Origin of the sequence: Rhodococcus sp. 11-3 (assembly GCF_023704055.1) — a bacterium.
GTDB classification, from domain to species: domain Bacteria; phylum Actinomycetota; class Actinomycetes; order Mycobacteriales; family Mycobacteriaceae; genus Rhodococcus; species Rhodococcus aetherivorans.
The window spans coordinates 2,433,853-2,456,144 of sequence record NZ_CP080406.1 but is presented as its reverse complement, the minus strand read 5'-3'; the positions used below and the strand labels follow the sequence as shown (position 1 = coordinate 2,456,144).

At 70.7% G+C, this 22,292-nt stretch carries 17 protein-coding genes and 2 tRNA genes; 9 read left to right on the top strand and 10 right to left on the bottom strand.

Features of this window, described 5'->3' with window-relative positions; translation table 11 throughout:
• Positions 1–148: 148 nt before the first annotated feature.
• A complete protein-coding gene (locus tag KZJ41_RS11765) occupies positions 149–1,291 on the bottom strand; it encodes an Ig-like domain-containing protein (protein WP_251550800.1) in 1,143 nt (380 codons plus the stop codon).
• 350 nt (positions 1,292–1,641) lie between these two features.
• Here KZJ41_RS11765 and KZJ41_RS11760 point away from each other — a divergent pair.
• A tRNA-Lys gene (locus KZJ41_RS11760) sits at positions 1,642–1,714 on the top strand.
• Positions 1,715–1,840: 126 nt separating this feature from the next.
• Here KZJ41_RS11760 and KZJ41_RS11755 read toward each other — a convergent pair.
• From KZJ41_RS11755 to KZJ41_RS11745, 3 genes are read right to left on the bottom strand one after another with little or no spacing between them, the layout of a single operon-like run.
• On the bottom strand, positions 1,841–2,410 hold the full coding sequence (locus tag KZJ41_RS11755) for an SRPBCC family protein (RefSeq protein WP_065922691.1): 570 nt from the start codon (positions 2,408–2,410) through the stop codon (positions 1,841–1,843).
• Entirely contained in the window at positions 2,410–3,117 is a 708-nt protein-coding gene (locus tag KZJ41_RS11750) for a hemerythrin domain-containing protein (protein WP_029543001.1), read from the bottom strand. Before KZJ41_RS11750 ends, KZJ41_RS11755 begins: the two co-directional genes overlap by 1 nt.
• A gap of 6 nt (positions 3,118–3,123) precedes the next feature.
• Entirely contained in the window at positions 3,124–3,780 is a 657-nt protein-coding gene (locus tag KZJ41_RS11745; protein WP_072634991.1) for a TetR/AcrR family transcriptional regulator, read from the bottom strand.
• Positions 3,781–4,029: 249 nt separating this feature from the next.
• Here KZJ41_RS11745 and KZJ41_RS11740 point away from each other — a divergent pair, with 249 nt between their 5' ends.
• Entirely contained in the window at positions 4,030–4,866 is an 837-nt protein-coding gene (locus KZJ41_RS11740) for a mycofactocin-coupled SDR family oxidoreductase (protein ID WP_006937571.1), read from the top strand.
• Here KZJ41_RS11740 and KZJ41_RS11735 read toward each other — a convergent pair.
• The 3 genes from KZJ41_RS11735 to KZJ41_RS11725 form a co-directional block, all read right to left on the bottom strand.
• Entirely contained in the window at positions 4,859–5,593 is a 735-nt protein-coding gene (locus tag KZJ41_RS11735; protein ID WP_231771710.1) for a dienelactone hydrolase family protein, read from the bottom strand. The two genes, KZJ41_RS11740 and KZJ41_RS11735, sit on opposite strands and share 8 nt — an antisense overlap.
• A 28-nt stretch (positions 5,594–5,621) precedes the next feature.
• Positions 5,622–6,389 (bottom strand): L,D-transpeptidase family protein, encoded by a 768-nt coding sequence (locus KZJ41_RS11730; RefSeq protein WP_006937568.1) that lies wholly within the window; start codon positions 6,387–6,389, stop codon positions 5,622–5,624.
• Between the two features lie 175 nt (positions 6,390–6,564).
• Positions 6,565–6,786, bottom strand: a complete 222-nt coding sequence (locus KZJ41_RS11725) for a DUF3618 domain-containing protein (protein ID WP_006937565.1) — start codon at positions 6,784–6,786, stop codon at positions 6,565–6,567.
• A 74-nt stretch (positions 6,787–6,860) separates the two neighbouring features.
• On the opposite strand from KZJ41_RS11725, the gene bcp reads away from it, so the two are divergent.
• Positions 6,861–7,337, top strand: a complete 477-nt coding sequence (gene bcp / locus KZJ41_RS11720) for a thioredoxin-dependent thiol peroxidase (protein ID WP_006937563.1) — start codon at positions 6,861–6,863, stop codon at positions 7,335–7,337.
• Positions 7,338–7,345: 8 nt separating this feature from the next.
• Here the strand turns inward: bcp and KZJ41_RS11715 are convergent, their stop codons facing one another.
• Positions 7,346–8,680 carry a dipeptidase gene (locus tag KZJ41_RS11715; RefSeq protein ID WP_065923495.1) on the bottom strand — a complete coding sequence of 445 codons (1,335 nt, stop codon included), beginning with the start codon at positions 8,678–8,680 and terminating at the stop codon, positions 7,346–7,348.
• Between the two features lie 184 nt (positions 8,681–8,864).
• Here KZJ41_RS11715 and KZJ41_RS11710 point away from each other — a divergent pair, with 184 nt between their 5' ends.
• Positions 8,865–9,740, top strand: a complete 876-nt coding sequence (locus tag KZJ41_RS11710) for a cyclopropane mycolic acid synthase family methyltransferase (RefSeq protein WP_006937561.1) — start codon at positions 8,865–8,867, stop codon at positions 9,738–9,740.
• Positions 9,741–9,875: 135 nt separating this feature from the next.
• Positions 9,876–10,649, top strand: a complete 774-nt coding sequence (locus tag KZJ41_RS11705; protein ID WP_373566480.1) for a TetR/AcrR family transcriptional regulator — start codon at positions 9,876–9,878, stop codon at positions 10,647–10,649.
• 22 nt (positions 10,650–10,671) lie between these two features.
• Here KZJ41_RS11705 and KZJ41_RS11700 read toward each other — a convergent pair whose 3' ends face one another.
• Positions 10,672–11,073, bottom strand: coding sequence for a holo-ACP synthase (locus KZJ41_RS11700; RefSeq protein WP_006937559.1), 402 nt, complete (start codon positions 11,071–11,073; stop codon positions 10,672–10,674).
• 40 nt (positions 11,074–11,113) lie between these two features.
• Entirely contained in the window at positions 11,114–20,368 is a 9,255-nt protein-coding gene (locus tag KZJ41_RS11695; protein ID WP_006937558.1) for a type I polyketide synthase, read from the bottom strand.
• Positions 20,369–20,774: 406 nt separating this feature from the next.
• Here KZJ41_RS11695 and KZJ41_RS11690 point away from each other — a divergent pair, with 406 nt between their 5' ends.
• From KZJ41_RS11690 to KZJ41_RS11675, 4 genes are all read left to right on the top strand, one after another.
• Positions 20,775–21,257 carry an HNH endonuclease gene (locus tag KZJ41_RS11690; RefSeq protein WP_080688517.1) on the top strand — a complete coding sequence of 161 codons (483 nt, stop codon included), beginning with the start codon at positions 20,775–20,777 and terminating at the stop codon, positions 21,255–21,257.
• 47 nt (positions 21,258–21,304) lie between these two features.
• Positions 21,305–21,389, top strand: a tRNA-Leu gene (locus KZJ41_RS11685).
• Positions 21,390–21,458: 69 nt separating this feature from the next.
• Complete coding sequence (locus KZJ41_RS11680) at positions 21,459–21,878, top strand: hypothetical protein (RefSeq protein ID WP_029542992.1); 420 nt, start codon at positions 21,459–21,461, stop codon at positions 21,876–21,878.
• On the top strand, positions 21,875–22,261 hold the full coding sequence (locus tag KZJ41_RS11675) for a DUF3817 domain-containing protein (protein ID WP_029542990.1): 387 nt from the start codon (positions 21,875–21,877) through the stop codon (positions 22,259–22,261). The genes KZJ41_RS11680 and KZJ41_RS11675 overlap by 4 nt, the downstream gene beginning before the upstream one ends.
• The last annotated feature ends 31 nt before the right edge of the window (positions 22,262–22,292 follow it).

The following is a 22,292-nucleotide window of genomic DNA, read 5'->3' as shown; positions in this document are numbered from 1 at the left end:
GCGGGGGCGGGCTGCCCGGAAGGCGCCGCTCGACATGGGAAGACCCCCGGGATCGTCGATCCCGGGGGTCTCGTGCCAACCCCTACCACAGGAGGCGGCCCCAGCCTGCCACACGCCGGGGTGCCGCCGCCGGGGGCCCGGCGGCGGATCAGGCGCGTGCGTTTCCGGCCTTCCACGTCGACCACGGGATGTTCCAGTCCCCGAGCCCCTCGGTGCCTTCGAGGATGCCGCCGACGGTGTTCTTCACGATCACGATGTCGCCGCGCTTGGTGTTGTCGAAGATCCACCTGGCGTTGGCCGGGCTCAGGTTGAGGCAGCCGTGGCTGACGTTGCGGGAACCCTGATCGCCGAGCGACCACGGCGCGGAGTGGAAGAAGATGCCGCTATACGACATCCGCGTCGCCCAGTCCACCGGGGTCCGGTAGCCCTGCGGGGAGTCGACGGCGACGCCATAGGTCGATGAGTCCATCACCAGATGCTCGAACCGGTCGCCGATCGTGTACACGCCGTTCGGGGTGGGCGTGCTGTCCTTGCCCATGGACGTGGGCATCGTCATCACGTCGACCCCGTTGCGGTTGACGGTGACCTGCTTGGTGTTGTCGTCGGCGGTGATGATCACCGCGTCGCCGACGGTGAAGGCCGAATGCACATCCGACTGCCCGAACAGACCGTCGCCGAGATCGCGGCCGTAGACCTTCACGTCCACCGTGACCGTCGTGCCCGGCGCCCAGTAGTTCTCGGGCCGCCACCGCACCTCGCGGTTGCTGAGCCAGTAGAACGCGCCCTCCACCGGCGGGTCGGTGACGACGGTGATGGCCTGCTCGACGGCGAGGCGATCAGGGATGTTCTCGTCGAACTGGATCGCGACGGGCTGGCCGATGCCGACGACCGAGCCCTCGCCCGGCATCACGTAGGGCTGAGTGAGGTTGCCGGGGGCGCTGGTGGCGAAGGAGGCGACGGTCGTGGTCGCTCCGCCGAGCCCGTACGCGACGGCCTCGAGCCGGTACTGCCGGCTGTAACCGAGGGGCTCGGTGTTGGCCCAGGTGGCTCCGTCCGGGCCGAGCGCCCCGGCGACGGGTTCCCCGTCCGGGTTGAGCAGCGTGACCGACTCGAGCTTGCCGTTGACCACCGAGACCGTCACGGGCTCGATGGGCGAGAAGCCGACTCCTCCGTCGACGACGCTCGCCGACACCGTGGGCTTGATGAGCGCGGCGAGCGGATTCGAATCGATCGGCACCTCCTCGGCCCCGCCGGCGCTGCTCGCACCGGAGCAGGCCGTGACGAAGGTCATGACGCCGACCAACACGGTCCCGAGCACCACCGCGACGGCGCGCCGATTCCGCCGTCGGCGCGGCGCCGCACTGTTCCCAACCACTCTCCACCCTCCGATTCCGGGCCTCCCCCGGGCCGCAAAAGTGCACGTCGATGCGTGTGCGCTCGATGATGCCAGCCCCGCTCGAGGCGGAGCCGTCGCGACGTCGACGACGCGAATAACGTTCGAATACCAATCGCCGCCGGACCCCTCGGCGTTACGTGTCGCTCCCACCGAAATGCGGCATGACCTGCCGATTTGGTGCGCTACTGGAAGGTGTGTAATCTTTCCTTCGTCGCCGGGACAACGGCCCGGAGACGCACCGCCAAGCGCCATTAGCTCAATTGGCAGAGCAGCTGACTCTTAATCAGCGGGTTCGGGGTTCGAGTCCCTGATGGCGCACAAGAAAGGCCAGACCTCCCCACGAGGTCTGGCCTTTTTCTTTACCCACGCCCTTGCCACCCCACCAGCCACCCCGCCTTCGACGCGGCCTCGAACACCGGCCGCGCCTCCGCGGGACCGCCCGGACTACGCCGAGTACCGGCGACGTTCCGTACCGCGGCCGAGGGAACCGTCGGCCACAGCGTTTCCCTCGCGAGGCGGGCGCATGGCCGGCGTGTGCGACTCGGCCTCGACCGCCGCCAGTTCGGCGAGTCGGCGGAGGTCGCCCTCCAGTGCCGCGCGCCGGTCTCGGTGCGCCTTGACCAGCCGCCAATAGACCCGGTCCAGGCCCGGTGCCACGTGGAGCACACGGTAGGTCTGGACGATCTTGGTGCCTCCCGGGACGGGTTCGAGGTCGATGCGCCATTCGGTGCTGTCCGCCCGGCCCAGGAGACCCGCCGTCCGCCACGCCAGCGTCCGCGGCGGCTCCACAACGGTGAATACGCACGACCGGCTCCACCGGAGGCCGCCGGAGCGGTTCCTGCCCCGGAACCGGATTCCCGGCGCTGCCGCTCGGGCGTTTCCGAGCAGGCGAGCTTCCCGGCATTCGTGACTCCACTCACCGACCCGGGTCACGTCGGTGATGATCTGCCACACCGCCTCCGCCGGGGCGCGGCTCACCGTCTCGGTCCTGCCGTGCCGCGCCAAGGTGCCCATCAGGATCGCCCCTCGAGAAGCGCGAGGTTGAGCGACGGCAGCGCGGCGGCGGGCCCGTGGCCCCACCGCAAGCTGGACTTGCGCCGGTAGGTGCGCGCGAAGCCGTGCAGCAGGATGAAGCGCGGCACGGCGGGGACCACGTGCATGATCAGCTCACGGTCGTCCTCGCCGAGCCCGTCGATGACCCAGTGGGCCTCCGCGCCGAGTTCCAGGAAGCTCTTGGGCCTGACGAAATACTCCTGTTCCACGTCGTGGTACTCGGCGGTGGTGAGGGTCGCGGCCACGACCGGCATCATCTCCAGCTCTTCACGCCGCAGATGGGGAAGGAGCACGTCGGTGAGCCCGGCCAGCGCTTCGAGCAGCGGTTGCCGAGCGTTCGCGTCGTCGCGGTAGGCCAGCGCTGCGTCTTCCAGGGCGGTGATCGCCGGTGCGATCCGCTGGTGGTCGGCGTCCATCTGGTCCAGCAGGGCGCCGGCGTCGGGGTTCTTCACCCGGATCAAGGGCCACAGCCCGACATCCTCGCCGGTGTGATGGATGTGCAGGAAGCGCATCATCCACAACACGTGCTCCGCCAGTCCGCGTCGACGCCGAGGGTCCGGGTACGGCTCGGTGGTGAGCACGATCCGGGTGCGTTCCAGGTCACGGCGAAGTGCGCTGTGCACTATTCCCATGCTGCGTGTGTCTGCGGGTCCATGGTCGGTAGTCATGGCCCATCACCTTCCACTCTCCAGGCCCAGGAGCCGGATGATGGCTCCGGTGAGCCAGTTCTCGTACTGCTCAGGGCTCCAGCCGGTGCTGCCGGTCAACAGCTCGTACACCTCCATGCTGAGCACGGCCCACAGCCCCTCGGCCTCGACCGGGCTCAGTTCACGGCCGGCCATCATCGCACCGCCGACCCGCACGTTCAGGCGCTGGCGCTCCCGTGCCTGTTCCAGCCATGTCGCGAGGTCCGGCTCCACGACGGCTGCCGCGCGCAGGGTGCGCTGCAGGCCGACGGTTCGTCGGTTGATGCCGGTCACCAGGGCGGCTGCCGCGGCGGCCCGATCCCGAGGGGTGCCCTGCGACAGGGCGGCGAACTCCGGCCGGTCCATCAGCGCCACCCGTTCGTCGTCCCCGACAACGGCGACGTCGAGCACCTGCATGAGGAGTCCCGCCTTGGAACCGAAGTGGGCATACACCGTTTCGACCGATGTGCCCGCCGAGCGCGCGACGTCTCGGACCGCGACCGACCACCCACCCTCGGAGAACAGGGTGGTGGCGGCGTCGAGGACGGCCCGCCGGTTCTGCTCGGCCTGGCGCCGGCGAAGGGTCGAGTCGTACCGCCGCGGCTTCTCCTCCACCGGGCCCACGTCGCGCGCTTCTGCGCTCATACTCCAACGGTAGAACCGTTCCGTTTTCAATACAAGTAGCTTCAGGCCAAATCTTTCGTGCACGCTGCCCGCACCGATCGGAGACTCCTACCGCGCCGGGGCGCCCGGCGTCCGTTGCCCACCGGGAATGTTCTCCACGACCGGACCGGACGCCGAGTATGCCGATCCACCTTGCGATTTCGGTCCGACCACCAGCGAACCCCTCTAGCCTCGGAGGCGGATCACATCGACCGTCGAAGGAGTGTCGCCATGGGTCAGCTCGAGGGCAAGGTCGCGTTCATCACCGGTGCCGCACGCGGACAGGGCCGCAGTCACGCCGTCCGGCTGGCCCAGGAGGGGGCCGACATCATCGCCGTCGACCTCTGCGCCCAGGTCGACACGGTGGGATACCCACTCGCGACGGCCGACGACCTCGCCGAGACCGTCCGGCAGGTCGAGGCGCTGGACCGGCGGATCATCGCCGGCCAGGCCGACGTCCGCGACAGCGCCGCCCTGAAATCGGCGGTCGACGAGGGCGTCGCCCAGCTCGGCCGGCTCGACATCGTCCTCGCGAACGCCGGCATCGCCAGCTTCGCGCCGGTCGAGGACCTGACGGACGAGATGTGGGACGACATGATCGATATCAATCTCACGGGGGTGTTCAAGACGGTGCGGGCAGCCGTGCCGCACCTGAAGGCCAACGACGACGGCGGCGCAATCGTGCTCACCAGTTCCACCGCCGGCATCAAGGGCCTGGCGAACCTTGCCCACTACGTCGCCGCCAAGCACGGAGTGGTGGGGTTGACGAAGACACTCGCCAACGAGCTCGCTCCCCACATGATCCGCGTGAACTCGGTGCATCCCACGGCAGTGAACACAGACATGATCCACAACGAGCAGACCTACTCGGTCTTCCTGCCGGACAAGAAGCCGTCGGAGATCACCCGCGAGGAAGCGGCCGAGTCGTTCAAGGCCATGAACGCCCTGCCGATCGAATGGGTCGAACCGGTCGACATCAGCAATGCGATCCTGTTCCTGGTCAGCGACGCGGGGCGCTACGTCACCGGCGTGCAGCTGCCGATCGACGCGGGCTCGGTGATCAAGTAGCCGCCCCGGGCCCGTCGCTCGCGCGCGGAGCGTCGCCGAGGTGCCTGCGGAAGAAGGCGGCGATGCGGGCGCGCGCGTCGCGGGTGGCCGGCTCGTCGTAGCGGGCGGCCACGACCTTGGCGATGGTCCTGTCCACGATCGACAGATCACCGGGGTCGTGGTCGTTCATGAAGCCGTGCCCCACGTTCGGGTATCGCTCGATGTCGTGGTCGATGTTCGCGGCCGTCAGTACCGGTTCGAGCCGGTCGGGCACCTCGCGCACGCCGGGCCATCGGTCCTTCGTCCCGAAACTGCCGACGATCGGACACGCCCGCGGCAGGGCACGCTCGACTTCCTTCGTGAGGCCGCCGTAGTTGACGCTCGCCGCGGCGAAGTTGTGGTCGGACGCGACGGCGAGGGCGAAGCCGCCGCCCATGCAGAACCCGATCACGCCGATGCGGCCCGTGCAGTCCCGCCGGTCCGCGAGCCAGTTCCGCGCGGCGTCCAGGTCGCCGCGCGGCACCCAGCCCCGGAAGAGAGAGAACAGGCAGGTGGACCGCCTGGACCCGTGGAACAGGTCCGGCGCGACGGCAAGGAAGCCCTCGCCGGCGAGCCAGTCGGCCTGGGCGCGGATGTCGCGGCTCATGCCCAGCGCGTCGTGGATCACGACGACCCCGGGCCACGGACCGGGGCCTGCGGGCGTGGCGAGGTGGGCGGGCATCGGCCCGCGCTCCGTGGGGATGGTCACGTCCGTCACGGTGCGTCCCTCCTGCCGGTCAGCCCTCCACGATCACCGGGTCGCCGATCTTCACCCGGTCGAAGTACCACTGCGCGTTCTCGGTACTCAGGTTGATGCAGCCGTGGCTGACGTTCGCGTAGCCCTGCGAGTCCACCGACCACGGCGCCGCGTGCACGAAGATGCCACCCCAGGTGAGCCGCACGGCGTACTCGGTGTCGATGCGGTAACCCTCCGGCGAGTCGATCGGGACGCCGTAGGTGGACGAGTCCATGACGAGATCGCGGAACTTCTCCAGAACCGAGAAGGTGCCGACCGGGGTCTCGTAGCCGGGCTTGCCCATCGACGCCGGCATCGTCCGCACCACCTCGCCGTTGAGGATGACCGTGAACTGGTGCGTCGACCGGTTCGCGACGGCGACGAACTCGTCGCCGACCTGGAACTCGGTGCGCGCCCCGGCCACGGCGACGGTCACGGTGGTGTGCCCCGGCCAGAGGCGGTCGGGAACCCACTGCACGCGGCTGTCGTCGAGCCACGCGAAACGGCCGCTCACGGGCTTCGACGTGGTGATCTCGACGGCACGTTCGGCGGCGGCGCGGTCACCGACCGGTGCGCCGAACCGGACGGTCACGGGATGTCCCACCCCCACCACCGCGCCGTTCGCCGGCTCGAGCGCCGACGCGGGCAGCCTGGCCGGCGGCGCACCGCCGACGGTTCCCGCCGCGGCCGCGGCCCCCGAACCGAGCAGGGCCATGGCGGTCAGGATCGAGACGAGAAGAAGTCGTGCAACCCGCTGTGCGTTCGGCATGGCCGTCAGCCCCCTCGAAGATGGCGCGGTTGGCTCGTTACCAGTCAACCACGCCAAGATCGAACTCGAAACGGGTCCTTTGTCACTCCCCCGGCGGGCACGACCACGACGCCGGGAAACGACGAAGGGCACCGCGGTCCGGCGAACCGGACGACGGTGCCCTTCGGATCAGCTGTCAGCGCAGCAGCTTGCGCAGCGCCAGGGCGCCGATGACGACACCGACCGCCGCGAGCGCGTACTTGACGTTGGGCTGGTTCACCTTCTCCATCACGGTCTGCTTGGCATGGGCCATCACGTTCTTCGGGCTGGCGCGCACACTCAATTCGTCGAGGGTGCTCGCAAGCTGGTTGCGGGCGTTCTCGATGTCCCGTTCGATGGCCTCGGTGTCCCTACCCACGTGATCCTCCAGTTGGTCGCTGCACTGTGCTGCGACCACGGTAGTGGACGCACGGGTCCGTTACCCTCTCGGAGGTGACGGAAAACAGCAGCAGGCTCGCCCCCGGCGATACGGCTCCCGAGTTCACCCTCCCCGACGCGGACGGCAACGAGGTGTCGCTGTCGGACTACCGCGGACGCAAGGTGATCGTGTACTTCTACCCCGCCGCGAGCACCCCCGGGTGCACCAAGCAGGCCTGCGATTTCCGCGACAGCCTCGCCGACCTGAACGGCGCCGGGCTCGCCGTCGTGGGCATCTCCCCCGACAAGCCGGCCAAGCTCGCGAAGTTCCGGGACGCCGAGCAGCTGACGTTTCCGTTGCTGTCGGATCCGGACAAGACCACGCTCACGGCGTGGGGGGCGTTCGGCGAGAAGAAGATGTACGGCAAGACCGTCACCGGAGTGATCCGTTCGACGTTCGTCGTCGACGAGGACGGCCGGATCGAGGTTGCGCAGTACAACGTGCGCGCCACCGGGCACGTCGCGAAGCTGCGCCGCGACCTGTCGGTCTGAGCGGCGGCTCACCGCGTGAGGGAGGCGAGCACCAGCGCCTCCGCGACGGCCATGTGCTCGAGCTCGGACGGGTCGACGCTCTCGTCGGGCCCGTGGATCCGGGCGCTCGGCTCCTCCACGCCGAGCAGCGCGATCTCCGCGTCCGGCAGCACCTGTTGCAGCACCGTGCACAGCGGGATCGATCCGCCCTGCCCGACCGTGCCGACCTCGCGTCCGTAGACGGCGCCGAGCGCGCTGCGCAGCGCGGCGTATCCCGGTCCGTCGGTCGCGGCCCGGAACGGTTCGCTCACGCCTTCCCGGTCGACCCGCACCCGCACGTTCCACGGGGCGTGGGCGTGCAGGTGGGCGACGAGGGCGTCCTGAGCGGTGGCCGGATCCATCCCCGGCGGGACGCGGAGGTTCAGCCGGGCCGACGCGCGGGGCACGACCGCCGCCGCCGACCCCACCACCGGTGGGGCGTCGATGCCGAGGATCGTCAGCGCGGGACGCGCCCACACGGCGTCGGCCACGGACCCGGCCGACAGCAGTGAGACCCCGTCGAGCACACCGGCGTCGGCGCGGAACACCTCCTCGGGATACGGTTCGCCGCTCCAGATTCCGGTGGGGTCGAGCCCGTCGATCACGGTGTCGCCGGCCTCGTCGCGCAGGCTCGACAGCAGGCGCACCAGCGCGGCGAGCGCGTCGGGGGCTGCGCCGCCGAACTGGCCCGAGTGGATCTCCCCGGCGAGGGCTTCGACGTGGACGACGACGTTCGCCAGGCCGCGCAGCGACGTCGTGAGGGTCGGCCGTCCCACCTCGGCGTTGCCGCAGTCCGCGACGAGCACCAGGTCGGCGGCGAACAGATCGGGCCGTTCGCGGGCCAGGTTCTCGAGCCCGCCGCCACCGGTTTCCTCCGAGCCGTCGCCGACGATCCGGATCCCGACGGGAAGCGGTCCCCGCTCCCGCAGCGCGCGCAGCGCGAGCAGGTGCATCACGAGATTGCCCTTGCAGTCCGCGGCGCCGCGCCCGTACCAGCGGCCGTCGCGTTCGGTGAGCGTGAACGGCGGAGTGTGCCAGAGCGATTCGTCGCCCGGGGGCTGCACGTCGTAGTGGCTGTAGAGGAGCACGGTCGGCGCTCCCGCCGGGGCCGGCGTGTGCCCGAGCACCGCGAGCGAGCCGTCCGACGTCTCGATCAGCGCGGTGTTGTCGACGCCGACCGCGGCGAACGCATCGCGCACCCATCGGGCGGCAGCGACGCATTCCTCGGCCGGGAACAGCCGCGGATCGGCCACCGACCGGAACGCCACCAGTTCCCCGAGGTCCCTGCGCGCCCCGGGCATCAGCCGGCGCACCCGCTCCCGCATGTCCGCGACGTCCACCGCGCCTCCTCGATCGTCGTGTCTCGTTTTCGCTACGGGTACCGCCCCTCGAGATCGAAGCATGCTCGCAGCGGCCGCGTCCGGCGTAGATTCCGCGATATCGAGGTTGCCATCGGGCGGAACGGTCCAGGAAGCGGGGCCGGACGGCCCTCGAACGGAAGGCACAGCGATGCCACCCAGCCCGCAGAGCGCGCTCACGCCGTTCTATCGGCAGGTCCAGTCCCACTACGACCTCTCGGACGAGTTCTTCACGCTGTTCCTCGACCCGTCGATGACCTACAGCTGCGCGTATTTCGAGCGGGACGACATGACGCTCGAGCAGGCCCAGGCCGCGAAGGTCGATCTGTCGCTCGGCAAGTGCGACCTGCACCCGGGCATGACACTGCTCGACGTCGGATGCGGCTGGGGCTCGACGATGCTGCGCGCCGCCACGCACTACGACGTGAACACGATCGGGCTCACGCTCAGCCGCAACCAGTACGAGCACGTCCGCGACCTCGCGGCGGGGCTGCCCGGCCCCCGCACCGTGGACGTGCGGCTGCAGGGCTGGGAGGAGTTCGACGGGCGCGTGGACCGCATCGTGAGCATCGGCGCGTTCGAGCACTTCCGGAGCGAACGCTACGACCGGTTCTTCACCAAGTGCCACGACATGCTGCCCCCGGACGGCCGGATGCTGCTGCACACCATCGTGGGGCACCGCCTCGCAACGCTGCGCGAGCGGGGAATCCCGGTGACCCGGGAGAACGCGCTGTTCCACATCTTCATCAAGCGCGAGATCTTCCCCGGCGGGCAGTTGCCGCAGCCGGAGACGGTGGTCGACGGCGCGGAGCGGGCGGGGTTCCGGGTCGAACGCATCCAGGCCCTGGCGCCGCACTACGTCCGCACCCTCGAACACTGGGCCGCGGCGCTGTCGGCCCGCCGGGACGAGGCGGTCGCCCTGTCGTCGGAGGAGATGTACGAGCGCTTCATGAAGTACCTGAACGGTTCCGCCGAACACTTCCGCACGGGCCACATCGACGTCATGCAGTTCACACTCGTCAAGTGAGCGCCGGCGACCGCGGCGCCACCGGCGGTGTTAGCTGAGACTCGCCCTCACAGCTAAAAGTTCGGAATTCGGACAACCTCCGGTTAGCCTGGGCGCGTGGAGTCTGCAACGAAGCGCGGCCGCACCCCACGCCGTATCGATCCGGCGCTGGAGGTCCAGGCGGCGCCCCAGGAACTCGTGCCGCGCCGTCGCCCGACGCAGGAGCGCAGCCGGCGCAAGTTCGACGCGCTGCTCGCCGCGTCCCGCGAACTGCTCACCGAGGTCGGCTTCGAGTCGTTCACCTGCGAAGAGGTGGCTGCCCGTGCCGATGTCCCCATCGGAACCCTCTACCAGTTCTTCGCCAACAAGTACGTCATCGTGTGTGAACTGAACCGGCAGGACCTGGTGGGTGTGCAGGACGAGCTCGCCAAGTTCGACGGCGTCATCCCCTCCGTGGACTGGCTGCGGTTCCTCAACGCCTTCGTCGACCATCTCGCCGGGCTGTGGATGTCGGACCCCTCGCGGCGGGAGGTGTGGCTCGCGATGCAGTCCACCCCGTCGACCCGGGCGACCGGCGCGATCCACGAGAAGGAGTTCGCCGAGCAGATCGCGCGGATGCTGGCTCCGCTCATGCCCGACACCCCGCGCGAGCGTCGCACGCTGATGGCCGAGGTGCTCGTGCACGTCGTCTACTCGATGCTGAACTTCTCCGTGCAGGACGACCAGAGCCACGCCGACGCGGTCGTCGAGCTCAAGCGGCTGATGGGTGCGTATCTGATGGTGGCGGAGAAGGAGTCACGCACCAGCGCCAAGCGGCGCAGGCGCCGTGAGGCCGCCGCCCGGGCGGAGGAGACCGAGCGGCCGGTCCCGGAGGACGACGGCCAGGTGGAAACGCGTCAGGCGGAGGAGACGCACGCCTCCCCCGCCTGACGCGGAATTCTCCCGCAGACTCCTACGCCTGCGGGTCGTCCTCGAGCACGACGAACGCGCCGGCCATGTCTCCGTCGTGGGTGAGCGAGACGTGGATCCGCACCCCGGTCAGGTGCTCGGCGACGTCGCCGTGCAGCCGGATCCCGGGTCGGCCCCACGCGTCGGAGACCACCTCGATCTGCCGGTGCACGGTCTCCGGCAGCACCGGTGGGCTGCCGAACAGCGACGCCGACCACGCCTTGATCAGCGCCTCCTTCGCCGCCCACCGGGCGGCGAAGTGCCGGCCCGGACGGGAGCTGCGGGTGTTCGCGTCGCGACGCTCGCCCGGGGTGAAGTTCGAGAGCATCGCCGTGCCTGCCCGGCCCAGCTGTTCCTCGAACTCCGACACCGTGACCAGGTCGAACCCGATCCCCGCAACTCCCATCCGTCCCGTGACCCGCTCTCTGTGACCGTGCGGCCGGCGGCTACTTGCAGCCGGGCAGACCCGAACGGTACACGTCGCCGTCACCCAGTCGTGCCTCCGGCGAGAGCAGCACGTCGGCCTCGAGCTGGCGTGCCGCCTTGGCCGGCACCGAGTCCCCGCCGAAGCGACGGTCGGCGGGCCGCTGGTACAGGGCCGCACCCCCGGTCATCGCCTCCGCGAGGCGGCGCTTACCGGCGACGGCGCGGGCCTGAGCCTGCTCCACGTAGGCCTCCCGGCGCTCCGCCGGGATCGCCTCGACGAACGCCTGCGGGTGGACCACCGCGATCAGCCCCGACACGTGACCGAACCCGAGGCTGGTCAGCAGACCGGCCTTGAGCGCGTACCGCTCGCCGAAGCGCAGCGGGGTGCGCGGCCACACCAGGTGCTCGAACTCGGCCATCTTGTCGTCGACGCAGTCCAGGCTGCGGTTCGGCGGGACGACGCCCTGGCTGAGGACCTGGCACAGGCCGATCAGCTGGAACGCCGCCGCGCCGCCCTTGGCGTGACCGGTCAGCGACTTCTGCGACACCACGAACATCGGCGCGCCCTCGCTGCGGCCCAGCGACCCGGCCAGACGCTCGTGCAGCTCCGCCTCGTTCGGGTCGTTGGCCGCCGTGGAGGTGTCGTGCTTGGAGATCACCGCGATGTCGTCGGCGGTGACGCCGAGCTTGCGCAGCTCCCGCGCCAGGCCCGACTCGAGCCCGCCGCGACCGGCGCCGAGGGCACCGATGCCCGGAGCCGGGATCGAGGTGTGCACGCCGTCGGCGAAGGACCCTGCCCACGCGACCACACCGAGGACGGGCAGGCCCATCTCCAGCGCCAGGTCGCCGCGGGCGAGCAGGACCGTGCCGCCACCGGCGGACTCGACGAAACCGCCGCGCCGGCGATCGTTGGCCCGGGAGAACCGGCGATCGCTGATGCCCTTGGCTGTCATGTCGTCCGACTTCGCGGTGGCCGACATGTCACCGAACCCGACGATGCCCTCGATGCCGAGGTCGTCGAAACCGCCGGCGACGACCAGCTGCGCCTTGCCCAGCTTGATCTTGTCGACGCCCTCCTCGACCGACACCGCGGCCGTCGCGCACGCCGCCACCGGATGCACCATCGCGCCGTAGCCACCGACGTACGACTGCACCACGTGCGCGGCGATGACGTTCGGCAGGGCCTCCTGCAGGATGTCGTTCGCGCGGGACTCGCCGAGCAGCGTGTCGATGTACAGCGACCGCATCGAGGTCATGCCGCCCATGCCGGTGCCCTGGGTGTTCGCCACGTACGAGGGGTGCACCCAGCGCATCAGCTCCGACGGGGTGAAACCGCTGGAGAGGAACGCGTCGACCGTGGTCACGATGTTCCACAGGCCCACCCGGTCCACGGACTCGGCCATGTCGGCGGGGATGCCCCACTTGGTGACGTCGAACCCGGTCGGGATCTGGCCGCCGACCGTGCGGGTCAGGTTCATCTTGCGGGGCACCCGGATCTCGGTGCCGGCCTTGCGGGTGACGGTCCAGTCACCGCTGTCCGGAACCGAGTGCGCGACGGTGTTCTCCGGGTCGGCGTCGACGAACGCGCGGGCCTCGGCCTCGGAACCCACCACGAACGACAGGTCCTTGTCCAGGAACACCGAGGTCAGCAGCGGCGCCGCGTTGTCGACCATCGCGCCGTCGTCGGCGTAGCGGCGGATGCCGCAGCGCTCGACCACCGCGTCGTGGTACCGGTCGGCGATCTCCGCCTCGGGCACCAGCTCGCCGGTCTCCGCGTCGTACCAGCCCGGCTTGGGATCGTTCTCCCACGCCACCAGGCCGGTGGCCCACGCCAGCTCGAGCACACCGGCGGCCGACAGCTCCTCGTCGACCTCCATCTCGAAGCGGGTACGGGCCGACCCGTAGGGGCCGAGCTCGCCGGCGCCGACGATGACCACCAGATCGGCGGGGTCGACGTCGAGCGTGTTCCACTCCGGTGCCGGCAGCGTCGCGTCCAGGCGCGGCGGTGCGGGCAGCGCCGCGATCGTCGCGTGCTCGGGCTCCGCCGCGGCGTCCTTCGCGGCCTCGGCCTCCTCCTGCGCCTGCTTGGCCAGGGCCGGCAGGTCGATGTCGGCCTCCGACAGACCCCCGGTCAGGTCCGCCACCAGCGGCTCGACCGCGGCGGCCTCCTTGGAGCCGGCGGTGACGAGCTTCAGCAGCTCGACGGCCATCTCGTCGGTCGACCAGGTCCGCACACCGGCGGCCTCGGCGGCCTCCACCAGCGGATCGTTGCCGCCCATCAGGCCGGTGCCGCGCACCCACCCGATGAGGGCGTGGGCGAGGGTGACCCGCTCGGCCCAGATGCGCTCGGCGTGCCAGCGGTTGACGATCGCGTCGAGCGCGGCCTTCGCCTCGCCGTAGGCGCCGTCGCCACCGAACTTGCCGCGGTTCGGCGAACCCGGCAGCACGACGTGCAGGTGGGTGTCCACGTCACGGTCGGAGCCGATGTCGGCCAGGCCCGCGATCAGGCGCTCCACCGACCACAGCAGGACCCGCATCTCCATCTCGGCGCGGGCACCGGCGTCGGCCATCGACCCGGACACGCGCGGCGCGGCGAACGGGAACAGCAGCGTCGGGGTCAGGGCCTCCTTGATCAGCTTCTTGGCGCCGCCCGCGGTCTCCACGGTTTCGGTGCCGAGCCACGTCACCAGGGCGTCGACGTCGGCGTAGGACGCCATGTTGGCCGGGACCACCCACAGCGCCGCACCGGAGCGTGCGTTGCGCGCATACAGCTCCTTGTAGAAGCCGAGGCGGCTGTCGTTCAGGCTCGACGTGGTGACCACGACCGTGGCGCCGCCGGCGAGCAGCTTCGCCGCGACCGCGGCCGCGATCCCGCCCTTGCTGGCGCCGGTGACCACGGCGACCTCGCCCGCGTACTCGGCGTCGCCGGTCTGCCGGGCGGCCGTCGCGACGGCGTCGAAGACCTGCGCGAGCTCCGTGCGGCCGGCCTCGGTGGCCTTGCCCGCCCAGAACGCGGCGTGCGCGGCGACCGTGGCACCCGCACCGGCAAACCGCTCCGCGCCGATCTCGGCACCGAGCCAGATGCGAGCCAGGTCCTCGCGGGCCGTCGCCCACCGGTCGTCGATCAGCACGGCCTTGCGGGCGTCGAACGCCGGTGCGACCAGCCGCGGCCAGTCGGAGCCGAGCTCCGCCGAGACCAGGTCGACCAGCTCGGTGTCCGCCTTGTCCGCGAGGTCCGAGGCCGCGTCGGCCAGGCCCAGCTCGGACAGGATCAGGCGGGCGGTCTTGGCGAGCACACCGTTCGAGCCGGTGATGCCCTCGGCGAACTCGCCGAGCGCGGCAGCGTCGACGGTGGCACCGCCACCGCCACCGGCGGACGGCATCGACACCGCGACACCGCGGCGGCCGGCGACCGACTGCACGGCCGCGTCGATCAGCTTGTCGACGGCGGCACCGTCGGACAGCGCGCCGTCGGAAAGGCCGCCGAGCGCACCGCCGCGGACGGACGAACCGTCCCGGCTGCCCAGCGCGACCTCCGCGGTCACGTGCGACGCCCAGCCCTCGCCGAGACCCCACACCTTGGTGACCCGGTCGGCGACGTAGGCGGGACGCTTGCCCGACGGGCCGAACACCTTGCGCAGGTGGTCGTTGATCGAGTCCGACAGCACCGGACCGAAGGGCCGGTAGGTGCGGGCCAGGCGATCGACCGTGCCGGCGAGCGCGCCCATGTCGGCGTCGGCCGCACCGTCGATGGCACCGAGCGACAGCTCCGAGCCGAGGTCGACGAGCAGCTGGTTGCGCCGCGAGGACACGCCGTCGCACAGCGCCTCGATCGTGTCGGCGGGACCGATCTGATCCGGGCGCAGCTTCGTCCACAGGGCGATGAGCACCTTCGTGGCGTCGGCGGCCTTGAACGCGATGTCGTCCGGACGCGGACCACCCGCCGGAGCTGCGGGCGCGGCGGCCGGAGCGGCGGCCGCGGCCGGAGCGGCAGCGGAAGCGTCGGCCGAGGCCGGCTCGTCGTCCTCCACCGGCGCCGGATCGACGTCCGTGGAGTACACGATCGAGGCCTCGCGCTCGATGTTGAGCACCTCGACCGGCTGCCCGAAGCGGCCCGGCAGCTTCAGCGTCTGCGACGCCAGGTTCGCCACCGTCGGGGCGGCGCCGAGGCCGACCTCGACGAACCGCTCGACACCCAGGCCACCGTCGGCCTCGTCGGCGAACAGCAGATCCTGCGTCTCGATCCAGCGGACCGGGGACGCGAACTGCCAGGCGAGGAGCTCGGCGAGCACCACGCGGCACAGCTTCGAGGGGTCAGCCGCCCAGGTGTCGAAGTCCGCGAGGACCTCAGCCAGCGGCTCCGACGGCACCAGGTCCGCGATCTCCTGGACGAACTCCCGGCCCAGGTTGAACGGCTTGGGCACCAGGTTCGGGATGTAGCGGCCGATGAGGATGTCGGGATCGATCTGCTCGGGCAGCAGGTTCAGCAGGCGCTCCCGGAAGTCGTCCACGCCGCCGCGCAGGACGGTCGAGTGGAACGGCACGTCGATGCCCGGGACCAGGATGAACGCACGCTTGCCCCCGAACTCGGCGACCTTGCGCTCGATCACGGACTCGAGGGCCTCGAGACCGGCGACCGTACCGGCAATCGCGTACTGCGAGCCGCGCAGGTTCAGGTTGACGATCTGCAGGAACTCCCCGGTCTCCTCGGCGACCCCGGCGACGAACGCCTCGAGATCGGCGTCGGCGACACCGAACTGCGACGGCCGGATCGCGGCCATGCGGTAGTTCGAACGGCCCTGCTCGTCGCGCGGCACGAGGGCGTGCATCGCCGACCCGCGGCTGAAGACCACCTCGAGCACCGCCTCGAGCGGCAGCACCCCGGCGACCGCGGCGAGCGCGTTGTACTCGCCCACCGAGTGGCCGGCCAGGAGCGCACCCTCGACGAAGGCGCCGGCCTCACGCAGTTCCGCGATCTGGGCGACACCCAGGGTCGCCATCGCGACCTGCGTGAACTGGGTCAGGTGCAGCACGCCGTCCGGGTGCTTGTGGGTGACGCCGCGGGCCTTGAGCACGGTCGGGTTGTCGCGCACCACGGCAAGGATGGAGAAGCCCAGGGCCTTGCGGGTGTGCTTGTCGGCGCGATCCCAGATCTCCCGGGCGGCCTTCGAGCGGGCGCGGGCGTCCAGGCCCATGCCGGGCCGCTGGATGCCCTGGCCGGGGAACGCGTACACCGTGCGCGGGGCGGCGGTGCGGCCGGTGGCGACCATCACCAGGTCCCCGTCCACGCGGCAGCTCACCTCGACGATCTCGGCGCCACGGTCGGTCGCGATGCGGTCGACGCGCACGTCGATCTGCGCACCCGGCCGCACCATGCCGAGGAACCGGGCGGTCCACGCCGTCAGGCGGCGGGCCGGCAGCTTGGCGTCGGCCTCGAGGGCGGTGACGACCTGCTGGGCGGCGGCGGACAGCCACATGCCGTGCACGATCGGGGTGCCCAGGCCGGCCAGGAGGGCGGCGTTGTCCGAGGTGTGGATCGGGTTGTGGTCGCCCGACACCCGCGCGAAGGCGCTCATGTCGATCGGGGCGACGATCACGGCGTCGCGGCGGCGGCGACGCGGGGTCTCCACCGCGTCCTCGCTCACGGCACCGCCGGCACGGACCGGATCGGCCAGCTCGGCCTTGCCGGTGCGGCCACGGATCGCGAACCGCTCGATCAGGGTGGCGACCGTGGTGTCACCCGAGCCGTTGCCGTTGTCGGCGGTGATCTCGACGTGCACCTCGACGACCCGGCCGAGGTCGGTGTCGGCCACGTCCCGTGCCTCGGCCTTGACGCCCAGGATCGACGGATCGGTCGGCAGACCGTCCTTCACGTCGACGGCGTGGTCGAGATGGACCAGGTCGAGCATGCCCTCGATCACCGACAGGCTGTCGTCGGTCTGCGCGGCGCCGAGCGCGGCGAACACCGCCGGCCAGCACGCGCCGACCAGGACGTCGGGCACACCGTGGCCGCTCGGGGTCAGGTTCAGCGGCAGTCCCGAACCGGTGACACCGGCGTGGTCGGCGATCTTCTCCGGCAGCCAGCCGAGGGTGATGCGGGCCGCGCCCTTCTTCACCGCGGGCAGCTCCTGCCCCGCGGCGACACCGAGCAGCGCCGACATCGACGCCGACGCGTCGTCCGCGGTGACGACCGGGGCGCCACCGGTGTGCACGGTGGCGGGCACCGTGAGGCGGATCTCGACGGTCTTGTCGCCGGCGAGCGGCACCGTCAGGCCCACGTGCTCGGCGTCGAGAACGCTCAGCGTGGCGCCCGTCGCGCCGTGCACGGCGGCGGTGTCGGACTCGACGGACCACTCGTCCAGGTCACCGAGGCGGTGCACCGGGTTGACGGTCTGCCGGCCGGCCCAGTTGACGTCCGGAGCCGACAGCACGGCGTCGAGCAGGCCGGCCGCGAGGTCCTGGTGGCGGCGGGCCGCGATCTGCACCGGCTCGACGCCGGCCGCGATCAGCTCGTCGACCGCGGCCTTCTCGAAGCGGTCGAGCAGCTCACCGACGGGCTCGTCGGCGCGGGTGATGCCCGCGACGGCGACGGTGCCCGGGATGATGCAGACCTGATCGGCGCTGTAGCGCGGATCGTGGGCCTGCCACAGGGAGTCGGACCGCCACCAGCGACGCACGTCCTGGTCGACGACCGGGACGAAGTTCACCGGCTTGCCCGGGGTGCGGCACAGCGAGACGAAGAACGGAACGTCGGCCGGGTGCAGGACCACCGAGTCGGCGTCCGGGAACTGCTCGGTCAGCGCGGCCAGCGCCGCGTACGGCCGGTCGAGGGCCGCGTCGTCGGCGAACAGCGTCGGGATCGGGCCACGGTCGGCCGGGTGCAGGCGGGACTCGGCGCGCTGCAGCATCTCGTGGAAGCGCTCACGCCAGGTGACGTCGATCCACGGGTTCTCGGCCGCGTCGGCCACCTCCTGCGAGCCGACGGCCAGCTCCAGGTAGCGGGCGAGCCACTGCCCGTAGGTCATCTCGGCGACATCGCCGAAGTACGGCTTCGCGGTGACGTCGAGCGCGGCGATGATCTCGTCGCGGCGCGCGGCCACGGCCTCGGCGTCGCCCGCGACCTCGTCGAGCAGGCGGCCCGTGCGGGACGCGGCGTTGTCGATCTCGTGGATGTCCGCGCCCAGCTGGCTACGGCCGGAGGCCATGCCGCCGGAGGCGGTGCCGGCGCCGACCCAGTCGGGGGTGCCGGGGGTCTCGACGAGCATCCGCTTGACCTCGGGCGACGTGGTCGCCTCGAGCGTCGCCATCGCCGCGGTGCCGACGAGGATGCCGTCGAGCGGCATCGCCGGGAAGCCGTGGGCGGTGGACCAGCGGCCGGTCAGGTAGTCGGCGGCCCGCTCGGGGGTGCCGATGCCACCACCGACGCACAGCACCAGGTTGGAGCGGGTGCGCAGCTCGGCGTAGGTGGCGAGCAGCAGATCGTCGAGGTCCTCCCACGAGTGGTGGCCACCGGCGCGGCCGCCCTCGATGTGGACGATGACCGGGTAGTTCGGCACCTCGTTCGCGATGCGGATCACCGAGCGGATCTGCGCCACGGTGCCCGGCTTGAAGGCGACGTAGCTGATGCCGGCCTCGGTCAGCTCCTCGATGATCGAGACGGCTTCCTCGAGCTCGGGGATGCCGGCGGTGACGACCACGCCGTCGAACGGCGCGCCCGCGGCGCGGGCCCGCGGCACCAGCCGCTTGCCACCCACGTGCAGCTTCCACAGGTACGGGTCGAGGAACATCGAGTTGAACTGCACGGCGCGGCCCGGCTCGAGCAGCCCCTTCAGTTCCTCGACGTGGTCGGCGAAGATCTGCTCGGTGACCTGGCCGCCGCCGGCGAGCTCGGCCCAGTGGCCGGCGTTGGCTGCCGCGGCGACGATCTTCGGATCGACGGTGGTCGGCGTCATGCCGGCCAGCAGGATCGGGGAGCGGCCGGTCAGGCGCGTGAACGCCGTCTCGACGCCCTGGCGGCCGTCGGGCAGGGTGACCGGCTTCGGCGCGAACGCGGACCACGGCTGCGGCACCTCGGGCTCCGCGCCCGGGGTCAGCAGGTTGCGCTGACCGCCGCGGGTGGCGGCCGCGATGATGCCCACACCCTGGCCACGCAGGCCCGAGCTGGTCATACGGGTCAGCAGCTCACCGGGACCCATGTCCAGGATCCACGAGGCGCCGGCCGCGACGGCGTCGTCGACGAGGGCGACCCAGTCGACCGGGTCGACGAGCACTTCCTGCGCCAGCGAGCGGGCGAGGTCCGCGTCCAGGCCGCAGCGGGCGGCCCAGTCGGCGACCTGCTCGACCGCGTCGGCGAGAGCGGGGTGGTGGAAGCCGATCTCGGCGGAGACCGGCTCGAAGGTCGGGGCGAACACGGCACCGCCGCGCTTCTTCGCCTCACGCTCGCGGGTCTCCGCGGCGGAGATCTCCTCGCAGCGCTGCTGCACGCGAGCCAGGGCGGCAGGCGGGCCGGACAGCACGACGCGGCGGCGGGCGTTGCGGATGGCGACGACCGCGGAGCGCTGCGGGTCCTGGTCGGCGAAGACCTCGGCGACGACGGCGCGCAGGCGCTCGGGGTCGACGTTCGCGACGGCGAGCATCGGGAAGCGCTCGGCGCCGGCGATGATGCCGCGGCGACGGCCGACGAGGGTGGCGGCGGCACCGATGAGCTGGGCGATCGCGAGGATCTGCCCGTCCTTGGCGCCGGCGGCCTCGGTGGCCGCGACGGCCAGCACGCCCTGCGAGTGGCCGATCACGGCGGCCGGGGCCTGGGCGGTCACGTCGAGGCCCTGGTTCGCCAGCGCGCGCAGCGCGGCCACCTGGGTCAGGAACACGCCGGGCAGCGAGACCGCGGCGGAAGTCAGCGTGGACTCGGAGGGGCCGGAGACGGGCGTCTCGTCCTCGTCGGCGACCTCCTGCTCGAGCATCCAGGCGATGGGGTCGAAGCCGCTCGGGCGCACGACGACGAGGTCGTGTGCGACGGGCGCGAGCAGCGCGGTGGCCTCGTTGACCAGTTCGGTCAGGACCGGCTCGAGCCCGTTGTCGCGGCTGAGTTCTTCGAGGGAGCTGAGCCAGGGAGCGCCCTGGCCACCGAAGGCGAGTGCGTAGGGCTCCCCGGCGAGGAGCTTGTCGACCAGCGCGCCCTTACGGGAAGCGGGGGCGTTGCCCCGGTCACTGGCGCGTCGTGATGCCTTCGAGTTCCGTCCGTTGTCGGCTGGTGTGGTCTCGTCGATCGTCACGCGTGTAGTTCCTCTCCTGAACACCGCAAGGGCGTGGTCTCGTGGCCGCCCGCGCCGCCGTTGGCGTTCTGATGGGCTCTGATCTGCTCGTTCGGGCTACCCAAGAGTGACACAAAATCATGAGGGGTTCCTCATGTTTTGTTCCGCGCGGGTTACCTCCCCCGAAGGGGCACGTGAGATCACTCACAGCAGGTCGGAGAAGCAACCGGTTGGTAGGGAGAGTCCGCGCAGGCTGCGCGGCTACATGGACGTCCATCAACCTGAGGAATCCCTCAGGTTTATCGTTACACAATCGTTACCATCTTGACTGACCGCGAAACGCGTGCATGAGGGCACTTTCGGCAATTTGTCGGCGGCGTCCGATACAGTCCCGCGCATCGAACATACATTCGATACAGGGGGGATGATGGGACGGTCGACGAAGTACACACGGGAAGTCCTCGAGGATGCGGTCCGAAACTCGACGAGCGTTGCGGGGGTCATGCGCTACTTGGGCCTGGTGCCGAGCGGGGGTTCGCACCATCACCTCAGTCGCCGGATCAAACGGCTGGGCATCGACACGTCGCACTTCACCGGATCGGCGCACACCAAGGGCAGTCATGCCCTGAACCGTCTCGCATGGAGGGAGGTGCTTGTCTGCAAACCGACCGGCGCTCCCCGACAGAGACCGAATCTGCTTCGCCGCGCCCTCATCGAGTCCGGTCGTCCCTACAAGTGCGAGGGGTGTGGCATCGGCACTGAATGGTGCGACTACCCGATAACACTCCATGTCGACCACATCGATGGGAATCCGAATGATTCCCGTCCGGAGAACATCCGCTTCCTGTGCCCCAACTGCCACAGCCAAACCCCGACCTGGGCCGCGAGAAAACGCTTTGGCGCCCGATAGGTCGAGCGAGGAGGGACGGATGTAGTCGCGTATGGTGACGCTGGTAAGCGCGAGTGGCGGAACAGGCAGACGCGCGGCGCTTAGAACGCCGTGTCTTCGGACGTGGGGGTTCAAGTCCCCCCTCGCGCACCACGTGACCTCGCCCACGGCCCCCCGACCGCTCTTGGCAGGTCGAGGGGCCGCTCGGGTACTTTTGATGACGTGTCCGAGAACCGTCCGCCGCGTCGCCTTGCCCTCGTCGTACTGGTGGCGGTCGCCACGGCCGGCTGTCTCGGTCTGGGTTTCTGGCAATGGACACGGTTCGAGGCCGTGGGCGGCACGTTCCAGAACCTCGGCTACGCCCTGCAGTGGCCCGCCTTCGCCTTCTTCTGCGTCTACGCCTACCGCCGGTTCGTGAAACTCGAGACCGAGGACGCCGAGAGCCAGGCCACGGGTGCGCCGCGCGCGTCGGAACCGAAGGAACCCACCGAGATCCCCGAGGATCTCCTCCCCCAGCGGCCCCGCACTGGGCTCGATCCGAACGCGGCCGTCGATCCGGACGACCCGGAGGCTCGGCAGATGCTGGAGTACAACGATTACCTCGCGCAGCTTGCGCGCAGGTCCGATAGGAGCGCTCAGTGAGCACGACCCCCGAGCAGGCACCCGACCAGACGAGCGGTTCGACCGCGCCGCAGTCCCGTCCGGAGGCCGACCGGAAGAAGATTGCCTCGGCCCTGACGCGGTACCGCGCGCTCGCCTGGATCACCGGCGTGTGGCTGCTTGTGCTCACCGGCGAGATGGTCGCGAAGTACATCCTGAAGGTCGAGAACGTCCCCGGCTGGATCGCCGTGGTCCACGGCTGGGTCTACGCGGTGTATCTGGTGCTCACGCTCGACCTGGCGATCAAGGTGCGCTGGCCCGCGGGCCGCACGATCGGCACCCTCCTCGCCGGCACGATCCCGTTCCTGTCGTTCTTCGTCGAGCACCAGCGCACGAAGCAGGTCAAGGCCGACTTCGGCGTCTGATCCGGCCGGCCGATCGGCGCGCGAAACAGCA

Coding starts and splice junctions, on each gene's coding strand:
- KZJ41_RS11690 (WP_080688517.1), top strand. CDS start 20,775: ATGGGACGGTCGACGAAGTACACACGGGAAGTCCTCGAGGATGCGGTC.
- KZJ41_RS11740 (WP_006937571.1), top strand. CDS start 4,030: ATGGGTCAGCTCGAGGGCAAGGTCGCGTTCATCACCGGTGCCGCACGC.
- KZJ41_RS11700 (WP_006937559.1), bottom strand. CDS start 11,073: ATGGGAGTTGCGGGGATCGGGTTCGACCTGGTCACGGTGTCGGAGTTC.
- KZJ41_RS11745 (WP_072634991.1), bottom strand. CDS start 3,780: ATGAGCGCAGAAGCGCGCGACGTGGGCCCGGTGGAGGAGAAGCCGCGG.
- KZJ41_RS11710 (WP_006937561.1), top strand. CDS start 8,865: ATGCCACCCAGCCCGCAGAGCGCGCTCACGCCGTTCTATCGGCAGGTC.
- KZJ41_RS11750 (WP_029543001.1), bottom strand. CDS start 3,117: ATGACTACCGACCATGGACCCGCAGACACACGCAGCATGGGAATAGTG.
- KZJ41_RS11755 (WP_065922691.1), bottom strand. CDS start 2,410: ATGGGCACCTTGGCGCGGCACGGCAGGACCGAGACGGTGAGCCGCGCC.
- KZJ41_RS11765 (WP_251550800.1), bottom strand. CDS start 1,291: ATGACCTTCGTCACGGCCTGCTCCGGTGCGAGCAGCGCCGGCGGGGCC.
- KZJ41_RS11730 (WP_006937568.1), bottom strand. CDS start 6,389: ATGCCGAACGCACAGCGGGTTGCACGACTTCTTCTCGTCTCGATCCTG.
- KZJ41_RS11715 (WP_065923495.1), bottom strand. CDS start 8,680: ATGCGGGAGCGGGTGCGCCGGCTGATGCCCGGGGCGCGCAGGGACCTC.